At 71.3% G+C, this 15,641-nt stretch carries 15 protein-coding genes; 1 reads left to right on the forward strand and 14 read right to left on the reverse strand.

Annotated features, from left to right (window positions below; genetic code table 11):
* Positions 1–29 precede the first annotated feature (29 nt).
* From ACLB9X_RS24400 to pgsA, 14 genes are all read right to left on the reverse strand, one after another.
* Positions 30–575 carry an adenine phosphoribosyltransferase gene (locus ACLB9X_RS24400; RefSeq protein WP_410362524.1) on the reverse strand — a complete coding sequence of 182 codons (546 nt, stop codon included), beginning with the start codon at positions 573–575 and terminating at the stop codon, positions 30–32.
* Positions 572–1,681: a protein translocase subunit SecF gene (gene secF / locus ACLB9X_RS24405; protein ID WP_410362525.1), complete on the reverse strand. Its 1,110-nt coding sequence runs from the start codon at positions 1,679–1,681 to the stop codon at positions 572–574. The genes ACLB9X_RS24400 and secF overlap by 4 nt, the downstream gene beginning before the upstream one ends.
* Position 1,682: 1 nt before the next feature.
* Positions 1,683–3,455: a protein translocase subunit SecD gene (gene secD / locus ACLB9X_RS24410; RefSeq protein ID WP_410362526.1), complete on the reverse strand. Its 1,773-nt coding sequence runs from the start codon at positions 3,453–3,455 to the stop codon at positions 1,683–1,685.
* A 145-nt stretch (positions 3,456–3,600) separates the two neighbouring features.
* The gene (gene yajC / locus ACLB9X_RS24415; RefSeq protein ID WP_410362527.1) at positions 3,601–4,074 is read right to left on the reverse strand and encodes a preprotein translocase subunit YajC; all 474 of its coding nucleotides are present in this window, start codon (positions 4,072–4,074) and stop codon (positions 3,601–3,603) included.
* A 164-nt stretch (positions 4,075–4,238) separates the two neighbouring features.
* Positions 4,239–5,303, reverse strand: coding sequence for a Holliday junction branch migration DNA helicase RuvB (ruvB, locus tag ACLB9X_RS24420; protein ID WP_410362528.1), 1,065 nt, complete (start codon positions 5,301–5,303; stop codon positions 4,239–4,241).
* A gap of 460 nt (positions 5,304–5,763) precedes the next feature.
* Positions 5,764–6,372 (reverse strand): Holliday junction branch migration protein RuvA, encoded by a 609-nt coding sequence (ruvA, locus tag ACLB9X_RS24425; protein WP_410362529.1) that lies wholly within the window; start codon positions 6,370–6,372, stop codon positions 5,764–5,766.
* Complete coding sequence (gene ruvC / locus ACLB9X_RS24430; RefSeq protein WP_410362530.1) at positions 6,369–6,902, reverse strand: crossover junction endodeoxyribonuclease RuvC; 534 nt, start codon at positions 6,900–6,902, stop codon at positions 6,369–6,371. Before ruvC ends, ruvA begins: the two co-directional genes overlap by 4 nt.
* Before the next feature lie 119 nt (positions 6,903–7,021).
* Complete coding sequence (locus tag ACLB9X_RS24435; RefSeq protein ID WP_410362531.1) at positions 7,022–7,774, reverse strand: YebC/PmpR family DNA-binding transcriptional regulator; 753 nt, start codon at positions 7,772–7,774, stop codon at positions 7,022–7,024.
* A gap of 62 nt (positions 7,775–7,836) precedes the next feature.
* Positions 7,837–8,427 (reverse strand): pyridoxal 5'-phosphate synthase glutaminase subunit PdxT, encoded by a 591-nt coding sequence (gene pdxT / locus ACLB9X_RS24440; protein WP_410362532.1) that lies wholly within the window; start codon positions 8,425–8,427, stop codon positions 7,837–7,839.
* Positions 8,427–9,335 (reverse strand): pyridoxal 5'-phosphate synthase lyase subunit PdxS, encoded by a 909-nt coding sequence (gene pdxS / locus ACLB9X_RS24445; RefSeq protein ID WP_177153221.1) that lies wholly within the window; start codon positions 9,333–9,335, stop codon positions 8,427–8,429. The genes pdxT and pdxS overlap by 1 nt, the downstream gene beginning before the upstream one ends.
* 136 nt (positions 9,336–9,471) lie before the next feature.
* On the reverse strand, positions 9,472–9,966 hold the full coding sequence (locus ACLB9X_RS24450; protein ID WP_410362618.1) for a hypothetical protein: 495 nt from the start codon (positions 9,964–9,966) through the stop codon (positions 9,472–9,474).
* Positions 9,967–10,281: 315 nt separating this feature from the next.
* Positions 10,282–11,445 carry a glycosyltransferase family 4 protein gene (locus tag ACLB9X_RS24455; protein ID WP_410362533.1) on the reverse strand — a complete coding sequence of 388 codons (1,164 nt, stop codon included), beginning with the start codon at positions 11,443–11,445 and terminating at the stop codon, positions 10,282–10,284.
* Positions 11,442–12,344: a phosphatidylinositol mannoside acyltransferase gene (locus ACLB9X_RS24460; RefSeq protein ID WP_410362619.1), complete on the reverse strand. Its 903-nt coding sequence runs from the start codon at positions 12,342–12,344 to the stop codon at positions 11,442–11,444. Before ACLB9X_RS24460 ends, ACLB9X_RS24455 begins: the two co-directional genes overlap by 4 nt.
* Positions 12,344–13,021 (reverse strand): phosphatidylinositol phosphate synthase, encoded by a 678-nt coding sequence (gene pgsA / locus ACLB9X_RS24465; protein ID WP_410362534.1) that lies wholly within the window; start codon positions 13,019–13,021, stop codon positions 12,344–12,346. Before pgsA ends, ACLB9X_RS24460 begins: the two co-directional genes overlap by 1 nt.
* A 266-nt stretch (positions 13,022–13,287) precedes the next feature.
* Here pgsA and ACLB9X_RS24470 point away from each other — a divergent pair, with 266 nt between their 5' ends.
* Complete coding sequence (locus ACLB9X_RS24470) at positions 13,288–15,498, forward strand: elongation factor G-like protein EF-G2 (RefSeq protein ID WP_410362535.1); 2,211 nt, start codon at positions 13,288–13,290, stop codon at positions 15,496–15,498.
* The last annotated feature ends 143 nt before the right edge of the window (positions 15,499–15,641 follow it).

The raw sequence follows: 15,641 nt of genomic DNA on the forward strand, positions 1-15,641 counted from the left end.
GTGCCGTGGGCCGGCCGTGCGGCCGGCCGTCAGAGCGTGATCAGCGCCTCCAGCGGCGCTCCGCCCAGGGCGCCGTCCAGCCGGGCACGGCCGCCGAGGAAGCCGAGCTCCATGAGGACCGCGATGCCCGCGACCTCCGCGCCCGCCCGCCGGATGAGTTCCAGCGACGCCTCGGCGGTCCCGCCGGTGGCGAGGACGTCGTCGATGACCATGACGCGGTCTCCCGCGCTCAGGTCCTCGGCGTGCACCTCGATCTCGGCGGTGCCGTATTCCAGCTCGTACGCCTGTCCCAGCGTCGCCCCGGGCAGCTTGCCCGCCTTGCGCACCGGGATGAACCCGATGCCGGCGCGGACGGCTACCGGCGCGGCGAGGATGAAGCCGCGCGCCTCGAGGCCGACGATCTTCGTCGCGCCGTGGCGGACGCAGAGCTCGGTGAGGACGTCCGTCAGCGCCGTGAAGGCGACCGGGTCGGCGAGCAGGGGCGTGATGTCCTTGAACACCACTCCCGGCTTCGGGTGGTCGGCGACGTCCCGGATACGGCTGAGCAGCAGTTCCCTGGTGCCGGCGGGGGTCACCGGCGCCTGCCCGAGGGACGGCCGCGCCCGCGTCCGCGCTGACCGACGATGGCGCCGGCCGGCGCCGCGTCCTCCGGCACGTCGGCGTCGGCGTCGACGGCATCGCTCTGCTCGGACTCCGCCGACTCGCCCTTGGCGGCGGCGGCCGCGCGCTTGGCGAGCACCCGCTTCTTCAGGGCCTTCATCTGCGGCTCGCGCTCCTTGAGGTCGGCGACCAGCGGAGTGGCGATGAAGATCGAGGAGTACGCACCGGCGGCGAGGCCGACGAACAGCGAGAGCGAGATGTCGTTCAGCATGCCGGCGCCGAGGACACCGCCACCGATGAACAGCAGGCCGGCGACCGGCAGCAGGGCGACGACCGTGGTGTTGATCGAACGCACCAGGGTGCTGTTGATGCTGCGGTTGGCGACCTCGCTGTAGGTCCAGCGGGTCTGCTTGGTGATGTCCTTCGACCCCTCCTTGAGGGAGTCGAAGACGACGACCGTGTCGTACAGCGAGTAACCGAGGATCGTGAGCAGACCGATCACGGTGCCGGGCGTGACCTCGAAGCCGACGAGGGCGTAGACGCCGACGGTGATGGTGATGTCGTGGATCAGCGCGACCAGGGCCGCGACCGCCATGCGCCACTCGAAGGCGATGGCCAGGTAGATCACCACGAGGATCATGAAGACCCCGAGGCCGGTCCAGGCCTTGTTGGCGATCTGCTCGCCCCAGCTGGGCCCGACGAGCTCGGCGTTGATCCTCTCCGCGTCGACGTCGAGCGTCTCGGAGAGCTCGGCGGCGACCTTGTCGGCCTGCTTCGTGTCCAGCTCACTGACCTGGATGCGCATGCCGCCGGTGCCGAGCTCCTGGACGATCGCGGGGTGGCCGGAGGCCTCCTCGGCGGCTGCCTGGGCCTGGGCGACGGACACGCTCGTCTTCGGCGTCGTGAAGACGGCACCGCCCTTGAACTCGATGCCCATGTTGAGGCCCTGGACCACCAGGCCGAGGATGGCCGTGATGGTGATCAGGATCGAGACGCCGTACCAGATCTTGCGCTTGCCGACGAAGTCGTAGCCGACCTCGCCCTGGTACAGCTTGGCACCGAGGGTTCCGAGTCGTGACATCTCACGCCTCCTTCAGGTCGGTGGGGGCGGAGACGCGACGCGAGCGGCGCAGCGGCGGCTTGGCGCCGAGCCGCTTCGGGTCCAGTCCGGACCACGGGTGGCCGTTCGAGAAGAACTTCTTGCGGGCGAGGATGGTCATGATCGGCTTGGTGAACAGGAAGACGACCACCACGTCGAGCAGGGTCGTCAGACCCAGCGTGAACGCGAAGCCCTGGACCTTGCCGACCGTGACGATGAAGAGCACGGCGGCGGCCAGGAACGACACGAAGTCGGAGACCAGGATCGTGCGCCGGGCACGCGGCCAGGCACGCTCCACGGCCGGGCGCAGGGTGCGGCCCTCGCGGATCTCGTCCCTGATGCGTTCGAAGTAGACGATGAACGAGTCGGCGGTGATGCCGATCGCGACGATGGCGCCGCAGACGGCGGGCAGGTTCAGCGCGAAGCCGATACCCGGGCCGAGCAGGGCCATGATCGTGTAGGTCAGGATGGCGGAGACCATGAGGCTGAGGATCGCGATCAGGGCCAGGCCGCGGTAGTAGACGACCAGGTAGATCACGACGAGCGCGAGGCCGATCGCACCGGCGATCAGACCCGCCTTCAGCTGCTCACCGCCGAGGGCGGCGGTGACCGTGGTGACGCTCTGCTCCTCGAAGGACAGGGGCAGGGCGCCGTAGGACAGGATGTTGCCCAGGTTCTGTGCGGAGTCCTGGGTGAAGTTGCCGGTGATCTCGGCGCTGGCGCTCAGCGTCTGGTTCACCTGCGGGGCCGAGACCACTTCACCGTCGAGGACGATGGCGAACTGGTTCATCGGGGGCTGCTGCTGCGACAGGCGGCTGGTGATCTTCGAGAACTTCTTGGCGCCGTTCTCGGTGAACTCCATCGTGACGATCCACATGCCGCGCTGCTGGTCGAGCTGGCCCTTGGCGTCGTCGACGTCCTTGCCGTCCACCTCGGCCGGGCCGAGGATGTACTTCTCCCACTCGCCCACGCTGTTCTTGCCACAGGCGAGGGTCGTCTCGGTCGGCTTGACGCCGTCACCGAGCTTGCCGCGGGCCTTGTCGTCCGTGCAGTCCAGCGCGGTGAAGCGCTTCTCCAGCGCGGCGGAGGCCGGGTCGCTGGAGGGCGTCGGCTCGGGCTTGTCCGTCGGCTTCGGGCTCTCGGACGTCTTCGGCTTGTCCGACGCGGACGGGCTCGGGCTCGCCGCGGGGGCCTTGAGGCCCTCGGTCACGGCGCGGCCCTGCGTGGTCGGGGAGGCGGAGGGGGAGCCGGAGGGGGCGTCGGCCCTCGGCTTGTCCGTCGCCTTGTCGTCCTTGGGCTTGCCGCTGGGCGACGCGCTCGGGGAGGGCTCGGGGGCCACGGGGGTGCCGGCCGCGACCGTCAGCACGGGCCGGAAGTAGAGCTGGGCGGTGGTGCCGACCTGCTCGCGGGCCTGCTCGGAATTCGTCCCCTTGGGGATGTTGACGATGATGTTCTGGCGGCCCTGGGTCTGGACCTCGGCCTCGGAGACGCCCAGACCATTGACACGGCGCTCGATGATGCCGACCGCGGTGTTCATGTTGGTCTCGTTGACGGCGCTCTCTTTGCCGGGCTCGCTCTTCGCCTCGAGCGTGATGGTCGTACCGCCCGCCAGGTCGATGCCCAGACGCGGCGTGAGCTGCCCCGCCCAGAACATGCCGCCCGTGAGCGCGACCATGGCGATCAGGATCAGAACCAGGGCACGCCCCGGCTTGCCCTGAGCCCCCGCGGGCCTTCGGCCCCTGTTCGGTGCTGCCACCTTCTCGTTTCTCCCTGTCCAACCGCCTGCGCCGTGAGCGCCGAGGCGGCCACGAAGTGTTGTGGGGACCTGCCCCCGAAGGTAAGTCGGCACAACCGGGGGACCGCCCGGCGCCGGTGGACGCCGTCGCGGTCCCCGATCGTGACTACTTCGCGTCGGCCTCGCCGTCGGTCTTGCCGTCCTTGGTCTCGGCGTCCTTCGACTCCGCGTCGTCCGCGTCGGCCTTCTTGCCGAGGTCGATCTTGTCGGAGTCGGTGGCCTCGGCGGCAGCGGCGTCGTCGCTCAGCGAGGAGGCGTCGTCGGGCACGACGGTGACGTCGTCGGTCTTGACATCGTCGTCACCGTGGACGATGCGGTTGTACTCGTCGTCGGCGAGGACCGCGCCGATGGCGTTCTTCGCGAACACCAGGTGCACGCCGGGGGCGGCCTCGAGAAGGACCGTGTCGTCGTTGACCTCCTTGACGGTCGCGTAGAGGCCACCGATGGTCCGCACTCCGGTGCCGGGCTGCATCTGGTCGCGCATCTGCGCGGCTGCCTGCTGCTTCTTCTTGGCGGAGCGGGTCATCAGGAACATGGCCCCGATGAGCACGATGAAGGGGAGGAGGGTCAAGATATCCACGGCGGGGAATTCCTTCGCACGACCGCGCTGATGAACGGCCTGATCTACGGGGGTGGGCACGCCGACCCGGAAGGTCGGCATCGGCGGAGTCTAAGCGAGTCCGCATCACTGGAACAACGCCCAGCATCCCACCCTGGTTCCGCTGGTGGCGACTCTCCTCGCCGTCACGCCCCGAACAGACCCTGTTGTCCACTTGCGCCCTGCTGGGGCGGCACGAGCCCGAGGTGCGCCCAGGCCGCGGGCGTCGCCACCCGGCCGCGGGGCGTCCGGGCCAGCAGACCCTCCCGTACGAGGAAGGGCTCGGCCACCTCCTCGACCGTCTCGCGCTCCTCCCCCACCGCGACCGCGAGCGTGGACAGACCGACCGGGCCGCCCCCGAACAGCTTCAGCAGCGCGTGCAGCACCGCCCGGTCCAGCCGGTCCAGGCCGCGGCTGTCGACCTCGTACACGCCGAGGGCGGCCGCGGCCACCTCCCGGGTGATCAGGCCGTCGGCCTTGACCTGGGCGTAGTCCCGGACGCGGCGCAGCAGACGGTTGGCGATGCGGGGCGTGCCGCGGGAGCGGCCGGCGATCTCCGCGGCCCCCTCCGCCTCTATGTCGACGTCGAGAAGCTGCGCGGAACGGTGGACGACGCGCTCCAGCTCGACGGGCTCGTAGAACTCCATGTGCGCGGTGAACCCGAAGCGGTCGCGCAGCGGGGGCGGCAGCAGACCGGCCCTGGTCGTCGCGCCGACGAGGGTGAACGGCGGCAGCTCCAAGGGGATGGCGGTGGCCCCGGGGCCCTTGCCGACGATCACGTCGACGCGGAAGTCCTCCATCGCCATGTACAGCATCTCCTCGGCGGGCCGGGACATCCGGTGGATCTCGTCGAGGAAGAGGACCTCGCCCTCCTGGAGCGAGGAGAGGATGGCGGCGAGATCGCCCGCGTGCTGGATGGCGGGGCCGGAGGTGATGCGGATCGGGGCGTTCATCTCGGCGGCGATGATCATCGACAGGGTGGTCTTGCCGAGGCCGGGTGCGCCGGAGAGCAGGACGTGGTCCGCGGTGGCGCCGCGTGCGAGGGCCGCCTTGAGCACGAGGTCGAGCTGCTCGCGCACGCGTTCCTGGCCGACGAACTCGGCCAGCGACTTGGGTCGCAGAGCCGCCTCGACGGCCTGGTCCTCGCCGTCGGCGGCCCCGCCGACCAGCCGCGGTTCCGCTTCGGCGGTGGTCTCGTCGTCCCAGTTCACGTGGTGTCTGCCTTCTCGGTTCGTACGGTTGCGTGCGGGTGGCCGGGGCTGCGGGGGGGCTTTCCTCTACCCGCCCCTTCCCGAACGGGGGCTTCACCCCCGGACCCGCCCCCTACGGCCTGGCGGCCGGGGGCACCCCCCCATCCAGAGACCGGGGCAAGCCCCGGGCCCCGCACCGCGCTGCGCGCGGTGTCCTCGATCTCCTCCTGGGCTTCGCCCGGGGCACCTCCAGACGGGCTGACGCCCCGCAGGTAGATCAGGCCCGGCTGGGGGCACTCCCCCGGCTTCGCCGGGATCCCCACCCACGGCCGCCATGCCGTGGGAGGAGATGGAGGCGCTGGGGATCCCTCCATCCGCAGGGCGTAGGGGGGCCCGGGAGCAGAGCCCCCCGGTCTCGGGTTGGGACACCTCCCACGGCGGCCAGGCCGTGGGGCGGGTCGGGAAACACCCCGCGGGCATGTCAGCGCGCCCTGTTCAGGGTCTGCAGGGCCGCTCGGAGCAGGGGGCCCACCTCGGGGGCCGGGCCCAGGGACTCCGCCTGGGGGGCCACGGCCGTCACCGCCTCGTCCGCCTCCCGGGTCGCGTAGCCGAGGCCGATCAGCGCGGCGTGCAGCTGGTCGCGCCAGGTCTGGCCGACCGGCGCACCGACGGCGGGGGCGGAGCCGACCGGCGCTCCGAGGCGGTCCTTCAGCTCCAGCAGCAGCTTCTGCGCGCCCTTCTTGCCGATGCCCGGCACCGCCGTCAGGGCCTTCTCGTCGCCGCTCGCGACGGCGACCCGCAGGGCGTCCGGTGTGTGCACGGCGAGCATCGCCTGGGCCAGGCGCGGGCCCACGCCGCTCGCGGTCTGCAGGAGCTCGAACACCTGGCGCTCGTCGTCGTCGGCGAAGCCGTAGAGCGTCAGCGAGTCCTCCCGGACCACCAACGACGTGGCGAGCTTCGCCTCCTGACCCAGCCTCAGCTCGGAGAGGGTGTTCGGTGTGCACTGCACGGCCATGCCGACGCCGCCGACCTCGATGACGGCCGTGGTCGGGGCGAGGGCGGCCACCGTGCCGCTCACAAAGGCGATCATGCGGTCCGGCCTTTCGTTGCGTGATGCGCGGCGACCGCCTGCTGGAGGCGGTTCTGCGCGGGGGCGCGCCAGATGTGGCAGATGGCGAGGGCGAGGGCGTCCGCGGCGTCGGCGGGCTTGGGCGGTGCGTCGAGCCGCAGCAGTCGGGTCACCATGGTGCCCACCTGCGCCTTGTCGGCCCGTCCGCTGCCGGTGACGGCCGCCTTCACCTCGCTGGGCGTGTGCAGGGCGACGGGAATCCCGCGGCGGGAGGCGCAGAGCATGGCCACGGCGCTCGCCTGGGCCGTGCCCATGACCGTACGGACGTTGTGCTGGCTGAACACACGCTCAACGGCGACGAATTCGGGCTTGTGCTCGTCGAGCCACCGCTCGATGCCCTGCTCGATCGCGACCAGCCGGTGGCCCAGATCGGCGTCCACCGGGCTCCGTACGACCCCGACGGCGCGCATCGTCAGCGGACGGCCGGCCACGCCCTCCACGACGCCGACACCGCACCGGGTCAGCCCAGGGTCCACCCCGAGAACGCGCACGCGTCCCACCCCTCCTTCGCTCAGCTGTTTGTGCAGGCTATCGGCTGCCACCGACAGCCGCCGACAACGCGACGGGCCGACGGGGATGTGCCCCCGTCGGCCCGTCGTACGAGCGTGGATCAGGCGTCGACCTTCTCCATGACCTCGTCCGATACGTCGAAGTTGGCGAAGACGTTTTGCACGTCGTCGCTGTCCTCCAGCGCGTCGATCAGCTTGAAGATCTTGCGCGCGCCCTCCTCGTCCAGCTCGACCTGCATGGTCGGGACGAAGTTGGCGTCGGCCGAGTCGTAGTCGATGCCGGCCTCCTGGAGGGCGCTGCGGACCGCGACCAGGTCGGTGGCCTCGCTCAGCACCTCGAAGGACTCGCCGAGGTCGTTGACCTCCTCGGCGCCCGCGTCCAGGACGGCGCCGAGGACGTCGTCCTCGGTCAGCTCGCCCTTGGGGACGATGACGACGCCCTTGCGGTTGAACAGGTACGAGACGGAGCCCGGGTCGGCCATCGAGCCGCCGTTGCGGGTCATGGCGACACGCACGTCGGAGGCGGCGCGGTTGCGGTTGTCGGTGAGGCACTCGATGAGCACCGCGACACCGTTCGGGCCGTAGCCCTCGTACATGATCGTCTCGTAGTCGACGCCGCCGCCCTCGAGACCGCCGCCCCGCTTGACGGCGGAGTCGATGTTCTTGTTCGGGACCGAGCTCTTCTTCGCCTTCTGGATGGCGTCGAACAGCGTCGGGTTGCCGTCGGGGTCGGCGCCGCCGGTACGGGCCGCGACCTCGATGTTCTTGATCAGCTTCGCGAAGAGCTTGCCGCGCTTGGCGTCGATCACGGCCTTCTTGTGCTTCGTCGTAGCCCATTTAGAGTGGCCGGACATCTGCCTGTCTCCTTCGCGTAACCAATTTCTGAACGAACCCCAGAGATCCTACCGGGATCGGGTCAGGCAGCTGCGCGCACCATCTCGACGAACAGGGCGTGCACCCGGTGGTCGCCCGTCAGTTCCGGGTGGAACGAGGTGGCAAGGGCATTGCCCTGCCGTACGGCGACGATGTGGCCGTCGTGCTCGGCGATGACCTCGGCCTGGGCGCCGAACGACTCGACCCAGGGGGCGCGGATGAAGACACCCTCGACGGGGCCGCCGTCGATGCCGGCGACCTCGACGGCCGCCTCGAAGGACTCGTTCTGGCGCCCGAAGGCGTTGCGGCGGACGATCATGTCGATGCCACCGAGCGTCTCCTGGCCCGAACGCGGGTCGAGGATCTTGTCGGCGAGCATGATCAGGCCGGCGCAGGTGCCGTAGACGGGCATGCCCGCCGCGATGCGCTCGCGCAGCGGCTCCATGAGGCCGAAGAGACCGGCCAGCTTGGAGATGGTGGTGGACTCGCCGCCGGGGACCACGAGACCGTCGACCTCGGCGAGCTCCTCGGGCCGCCGGACCGGCCTGGCCACGGCGTCCGCCGCGGCCAGGGCGATCAGGTGCTCCCGTACATCGCCCTGGAGAGCCAGGACACCGATGAGCGGAGTGGTCATCACCAGCCCCGGTTCGCGTAGCGCTCGGCCTCGGGCAGGGTGTCGCAGTTGATGCCGACCATGGCCTCGCCCAGGTTGCGGGAGGCGTCCGCGATGATCTTCGGGTCGTCGTAGAAGGTGGTGGCCTTCACGATGGCGGCGGCGCGCTTGGCCGGGTCGCCCGACTTGAAGATGCCGGAGCCGACGAAGACGCCCTCGGCACCGAGCTGGCGCATGAGCGCGGCGTCGGCGGGAGTGGCCACGCCACCGGCGGAGAACAGCACGACCGGCAGCTTGCCGAGCTCGGACACCTCCTTGACGAGCTCGTACGGGGCGCGCAGTTCCTTGGCGGCGGCGTACAGCTCGTTGTTGTCGAAGCCGCGCAGCTTGGCGATCTCGTTCTTGATCTGGCGCAGGTGGCGGACGGCCTCGACGACGTTGCCCGTGCCGGCCTCGCCCTTGGAGCGGATCATGGCCGCGCCCTCGGCGATACGGCGCAGGGCCTCGCCCAGGTTGGTGGCGCCGCAGACGAACGGGGTGGTGAAGGCCCACTTGTCGCTGTGGTTGACCTCGTCGGCGGGGGTCAGGACCTCGGACTCGTCGATGTAGTCGACACCCAGGGACTGGAGCACCTGGGCCTCGACGAAGTGGCCGATACGCGACTTGGCCATGACCGGGATGGAGACCGCGTCGATGATCTCCTCGATCATGTTCGGGTCGGACATCCGGGCCACGCCGCCGTCCTTGCGGATGTCCGCGGGCACGCGCTCCAGGGCCATGACGGCCACGGCGCCGGCATCCTCGGCGATCTTCGCCTGCTCGGCGTTGACCACGTCCATGATCACGCCGCCCTTGAGCTGCTCGGCCATGCCGCGCTTGACGCGGGCGGTACCGGTCTCGGGGGTCTGCGGGGTGGTGGTGCTGGACACGGATGGACCTCACTCGATGACGACGTTGTGATGCGTCACCGATGGAACATCCGGGGACCAGGCCACATCAAGGGCCAATAGTCACCCCGTGGATCGTTTTGGGGCGTACCACCGGCCACCGGCGGCCCGGGGCCGGTCAGGCGGGCCGGTCCGCCAGCGCTGCCGGGGGCTCGTCGTCCATCTCGAACGCCATGGGGAACGGGGCGTGGCCCGCGAGGCGGAACCAGCGCACCTTGCGGTGCCGGCGCAGGGCGCGCGCGGCGCGGACGGCGTCGTTGTGGAACCGGCGCGCCATGGGGACGCGGCGCACCGCCTGCGCGAGCTCGCCGGCGGCCTCCTCACCGCCCGGTACCTCGCGCAGTGCCTCCATCTGCTCGGGCTCCCCGAACACCGCCCGCAGTGCGGCGCTGAGTTCGCTCTCGGCGACCTCGCGGTGCTCCTCCTCCGCCTGCCGCGCCTCGTGCGCGGCCTCGTACAGCACGATCGACGCGGCGGGGTCGAGCACTCCGGAGGTCGCGAGCTCCTGTGCGACCGAGGCACGCCGCAGGAGTTGCGCGTCGAGCGCGGCACGGGCGGCGTCGATCCGCGCGTGGAGCCGGTCGAGTCGCCCGGCGGTCCAGCTGAGGTACATGCCGATGGCCACGAGGGCGACGACGATCCAGATCAGGGTGCTCACGGGCGGCAAGGCTACCGGGCCCTTGCGCGGGCGGCGGACCGGGCTTTACGCCCCCGGGCGCGGCCGGCCCGTACGGGTAACGCCCCCTGGGGCGGGCCGGGCTTTCCGGGCTGGGCCCGGTCCGTGACCGCAGCGTCGGGCCGCTCCGGGGCTCGCATTCGGGACTGCTTTCACGAACCTGCGTTGCGGTATCCCACGACGCCTTACGTCCCGAACACGACCCCTGCGCGTCCCTACCCCTGGCTCGAACGGCGCAACGCCCTCGGGGGCTCAGTCCCGCGTCGCCAGACCGAAACGCGCCCGCAGTCCCGGGCGTTCGTCCGCCGCGACCGACGCCGCGCCGTCCGTCACCGTCTCGTACACGGCGAGAATGTCCGCCCCCACCGTCGACCAGTCGAACCGCCGCACGTGCGCGCTGCCCCGCTCGCGCAGCTCCCGCCGCCGGTCCGGGTCGCCCAGCAGGCGGATCGCCGCCGTGGCCAGCGCGTCCGCGTCCTCGTTGGCGAACAACTCCCCCGCCGCGCCCTTGTCCAGCACCTGGGCGAACGCGTCCAGGTCGGACGCCAGCACCGGCGCACCCGCCGACATCGCCTCGACCAGGATGATGCCGAAGCTCTCGCCGCCCGTGTTGGGCGCCACGTACACGTCGACACTGCGCAGCAGCCGTGCCTTGTCCTCGTCGCTGACCATCCCGAGGAACTCGACCCGCGAGCGCATCGCGGCCGGCAGGGACGCGACGGCCTCCTCCTCGTCGCCGCGCCCGGCGACCAGCAGCCGGGCGTCCGGGCAGGCGTCGAAGATCGCCGGGAGCGCCTTCATGAGCACCGGCAGGCCCTTGCGCGGCTCGTCGATGCGGCCGATGAAGCCGATCGTGCCGTTCTGCCACTCCGCCTTGGGCTCGGCCTTCTCGAAGAAGCCGACATCGACGCCGTTCGGGATGACGACCGCGTCGCCGCCGAGGTGCTCGACGAGCGTGCGGCGGGCGTACTCGCTCACCGCGACCCGCGCGCTGATCTTCTCCAGCGCGGGCTGCAGGATCGGGTAGGCCGCGATCATCGCCCGCGACCGCGGGTTGGACGTGTGGAACGTGGCGACGATCGGCCCCTGCGCGGCCCAGCAGGTGAGCAGGCCCAGGGACGGCGACGCCGGCTCGTGGATGTGGATGACGTCGAAGGTGCCGTCGTGGAGCCAGCGCCGTACCCGGGCCGCGGACAGGAAGCCGAAGTTGAGCCGGGCGACCGAGCCGTTGTACGGCACGGGCACGGCGCGGCCCGCGGAGACCACGTAGGGCGGCAGGGGCGTGTCGTCGTCCGCCGGAGCGAGGACGGACACGTCGTGCCCGAGCCGGATGAGGTGCTCGGCCAGGTCCCTGATGTGGAACTGCACGCCACCGGGCACGTCCCAGGAGTACGGGCAGACGATGCCGATCCTCACGACCTGTCCTCCCGGGGCTCCAGGTCCGAAAGCCACAGCCGTTGCAGCATGTGCCAGTCCTCCGGGTGCTGGGCGATGCCCTCCGCGAACACGTCCGCGAGGGCCTGCGTCATGGCGGACGTCTTCTCGGCGCGCGTGCCCGACTCGGGGACTTCGACGGGCGCGTGGACGCGGCCCTTCATCACGGGCGTCTCGTCGTACCAGAGGGTCACCGGGAGCAGCAGGGCGCCGGTCTGCTGGGCCAGCAGCGCGGGCCCCGCGGGCATGCGGGCCGTCTCGCCGAAGAAGGTCACCTCGACGCCGGAGGCGGACAGGTCGCGGTCCGCGACCAGGCAGACGAGGCCGCCGTCGCGCAGCCGCCGGGCCAGCGTGCCGAAGGCCGACCCGCCCGTGTGCGGCAGGACCTCCATTCCGAGGCTCTCGCGGTAGGCGACGAACCGGTCGTACAGGGACTCCGGCTTGAGGCGTTCGGCGACCGTGGTGAAGGTGATGCCGAGCGCCCGGGTCACCCAGATCCCGGCGACGTCCCAGTTGGCCAGGTGCGGCAGGGCGAGGACGACGCCGCGGCCCGACGCGAGGCCGTCGGTCAGGTGGTGGGCGTCCTTGGGGTCGAAGCTCAGCCGGGCGCGCTCCTGGTTCCAGGCGGGCAGCCGGAAGGACTCCATCCAGTAGCGCATGTACGAGCGCATTCCGGCCTTGGAGAGCTCGGCCAGGCGCTCGGGGCCCGCGTCCGGGACGACGCGTGCGAGGTTGGACTCCAGGCGCAGCACGCCCTTGCCGCGCCGCCTCCAGGCGGCGTCGGCGATGGTGCGGCCGAGTCCGGCGGCCACCGGCTCGGGCAGCTTCTTCACGGCGCCCCAGCCCAGTCCGTACAGGGCGTCGGTCAACCGGTCGCGCATCATGATGCCCCGGCCCCTTCCTGCTCGGCCCCGCCGGGCCCGGCCGCGGCCTCCGCCTCGGCGGACTCCCGCCGTACGGTGACGACCCGCTGCCCCAGCGTGACCAGGCTGCCGACGGCGACGATCCACAGGGCGACCGGCAGCAGGACGTCGATGCCCGGTACGCCGAACGCGTGGAGGCCGGCGAGACCGGCGGCGACCAGCGAGATGACGAGCCGCTCGGCCCGCTCGACCAGTCCGTTGACGGCGACGGGCAGGCCGATCGATTCGCCCCGGGCCTTGGTGTACGACACTACCTGGCCGCTCGCGAGACAGAAGATCGACACCGCGCAGAGCACGTTGTTGTCGCCCTTGCCCGCGTACCAGAGCGCGAAACCGCCGAAGATCGCGCCGTCGGCGACCCGGTCGAGCGTCGAGTCCAGGAAGGCGCCCCAGCGGCTGGAGACGCCCGCCTGCCGGGCCATGTTGCCGTCGACCAGGTCGGAGAAGACGAACAGCGTGATGACGATCGTGCCCCAGAAGAACTCGCCCCTGGGGAAGAAGACCAGCGCTCCCGCCATGACTCCGGCCGTGCCGATGAGCGTGACTGCGTCGGGGCTCACCCCGCGGCGGAGCAGAAACGCGGCGAACGGTGTGAGAACACGCGTGAAGAATGCACGCGCGTACTTGTTCAGCATGGCCTTCCCGAGGGGTCCGGTGGGCCGTGTGGCCCCTACGGCCACCGGCGGGCCCATCGTAGCCAGGACGGTGACGCCCCACGGGCCGGACCCGGACAGGTGCTGCGGTGTCCGACGTATGGACGCACCATGACGACAGTGGAAAGCTCGAAAGACCACCGCGGGCATCGCCGGAGCTGCCCCGGACGACGATTCGGGACATCGTCCCGGCTTCCCGCGCCCGCGGATTTCCCTCCTCGCCGTGCAATCGATCGGGAGGCAAGATCATGGGCGACAAGGCGCATGCACACCCCGGAGCCGCCGGCAGAGCAGTAACGGCCGACCACCCCGCATCCGTACGGAATGTGGTGCTGGTCGGCCACAGCGGGTCGGGCAAGACGACACTGGTCGAGGCCCTGGCACTGACCGCGGGCGCGGTCAACCGGGCCGGCCGGGTCGAGGACGGCGCCACGGTCTCGGACTACGACGAGATCGAGCACCGCCAGCAACGTTCCGTACAGCTGTCCCTCGTCCCCGTCGAATGGGGCGGATACAAGATCAACCTTCTCGACACTCCCGGATACGCGGACTTCGTCGGGGAGCTGCGGGCCGGTCTGCGAGCTGCGGACGCGGCCCTCTTCGTCGTCTCGGCCGCGCAGGAGGCCGACGCCGTGGCGGGCGCATGCCGCGCGGTGTGGGACGAGTGCGCGGCGGTGGGCATGCCGCGCGCCATCGTCGTGACGCACCTGGACACCGCGCGCACCGGGTTCGAGGAGCTCACCGCCGTCTGCAGCCGGATCTTCGGCGGCGACGACCCCGACGCGGTCCTGCCGCTCTACCTGCCGCAGTACGGCTCGCAGCAGGCCGACGGTCACGCGGCGGTCACCGGCCTGGTCGGCCTGCTGACGCAGAAGATCTTCGACTACTCGTCCGGGGAACGGAAGGAGTCCCCGCCCGACCCCGCACAGACGCCGCTGATCGAGGAGGCCCGCAACCGGCTCATCGAGGGCATCATCGCGGAGAGCGAGGACGAGACCCTCATGGACCGCTACCTCGGCGGTGAGCAGATCGACCTCAAGACCCTCGTCGACGACCTGGAGAAGGCCGTGGCGCGCGGCACGTTCCATCCGGTCCTCGCCGCCGCCCCCGCGGCCGACGGCGCCCGGGAGGGCCTCGGCACGGTCGAGCTGCTGGAGCTGATCACCGGCGGCTTCCCGACCCCGCTCGAGACCACACCGCCGGACGTCACCACCCCCGGCGGGTCGCCGCGGCCCGCGATCAGCTGCGACCCGGCGGGACCGCTCGTCGCCGAGGTGGTCAAGACGGCGTCGGACCCGTACGTCGGCCGGGTCTCGCTGGTCCGCGTCTTCTCCGGAACGCTGCGGCCCGACGAGACGGTCCACGTCTCCGGTCACGGACTGGCCGACCGGGGGCACGAGGACCACGACGTCGACGAGCGCATCGGCGCCCTGTCCGCGCCCTTCGGCAAACAGCAGCGCCCGCTCCCCCACGCCATCGCCGGGGACCTGGCCTGCGTCGCGAAACTGTCCCGCGCCGAGACCGGCGACACGCTCTCGGCCAAGGACGATCCGCTGCTGATGGCGCCCTGGACCATGCCCGATCCGCTGCTGCCGCTCGCCATCCAGGCGCACAGCAAGGCGGACGAGGACAAGCTGTCGCAGGGCCTGACCCGCCTCGCCGCCGAGGACCCGACGATGCGGCTCGAACAGAACCAGGACACCCACCAGGTGGTGCTGTGGTGCATGGGCGAGGCACACGCCGACGTCGCCCTCGAACGGCTGCGCAACCGCTACGGCGTCCAGGTCGACGTCGTGCCGCACAAGGTCCAGCTGCGTGAGACCTTCGCCGTCGGCTCCGCGGGACGCGGCCGCCACGTGAAGCAGTCCGGCGGCCACGGGCAGTACGCGATCTGCGAGATCGACGTCGAGCCCCTGCCGCCCGGCTCCGGGGTCGAGTTCGTCGACAAGGTCGTCGGCGGCGCGGTGCCGCGGCAGTTCATCCCGTCCGTCGAGAAGGGCGTACGCGCCCAGGCAGCGCGCGGCGTCGCGGCGGGCTACCCGCTCGTCGACGTACGGGTCACCCTGCGGGACGGCAAGGCGCACTCGGTGGACTCCTCCGACGCGGCCTTCCAGACCGCGGGCGCGCTCGCCCTGCGCGAGGCCGCGGCCGAGGCGCGGATCAGCCTGCTCGAACCGGTCGCCGAAGTGCAGGTGCTCGTCCCGGACGAGTACGTGGGTCCGGTGATGAGCGACCTGTCCGGCCGGCGCGGCCGCGTCATCGGCACCGAACAGGCGGGCGGCGGACGCACACTGGTGCGCTCGGAGGTGCCGGAGATCGAGATCGGGCGCTACGCGGTCGACCTGCGTTCCATCTCGCACGGCACGGGGCACTTCAGCCGGACCTACGCACGGCACGAGCCGATGCCGCAGCAGGTCGCCGACCGGATGCGCGAGGAGGCGACGTCGAAAGCCTCCTAGCCGGTGGCCGTCCGCCGGTGCGCACCGCCGGCGGACGGCCGTCCTGATGTCCACTGCCGTGACCGCCCGGCCCCCGATACGCTGAGGCGTCCAGCTCAGCAGGTGTGCGGGGCACGGCAGTTGGGAACAGGCCGCAGTGCGGA

The sequence above is a fragment of the Streptomyces sp. 5K101 genome, from assembly GCF_046506645.1.
Taxonomy (GTDB): domain Bacteria; phylum Actinomycetota; class Actinomycetes; order Streptomycetales; family Streptomycetaceae; genus Streptomyces.

Coding starts and splice junctions, on each gene's coding strand:
- ACLB9X_RS24450 (WP_410362618.1), bottom strand. CDS start 9,966: ATGTACCTCAGCTGGACCGCCGGGCGACTCGACCGGCTCCACGCGCGG.
- ruvA (WP_410362529.1), bottom strand. CDS start 6,372: ATGATCGCCTTTGTGAGCGGCACGGTGGCCGCCCTCGCCCCGACCACG.
- secF (WP_410362525.1), bottom strand. CDS start 1,681: ATGTCACGACTCGGAACCCTCGGTGCCAAGCTGTACCAGGGCGAGGTC.
- pgsA (WP_410362534.1), bottom strand. CDS start 13,021: ATGCTGAACAAGTACGCGCGTGCATTCTTCACGCGTGTTCTCACACCG.
- ACLB9X_RS24460 (WP_410362619.1), bottom strand. CDS start 12,344: ATGCGCGACCGGTTGACCGACGCCCTGTACGGACTGGGCTGGGGCGCC.
- ACLB9X_RS24470 (WP_410362535.1), top strand. CDS start 13,288: ATGGGCGACAAGGCGCATGCACACCCCGGAGCCGCCGGCAGAGCAGTA.
- pdxT (WP_410362532.1), bottom strand. CDS start 8,427: ATGACCACTCCGCTCATCGGTGTCCTGGCTCTCCAGGGCGATGTACGG.
- ACLB9X_RS24435 (WP_410362531.1), bottom strand. CDS start 7,774: ATGTCCGGCCACTCTAAATGGGCTACGACGAAGCACAAGAAGGCCGTG.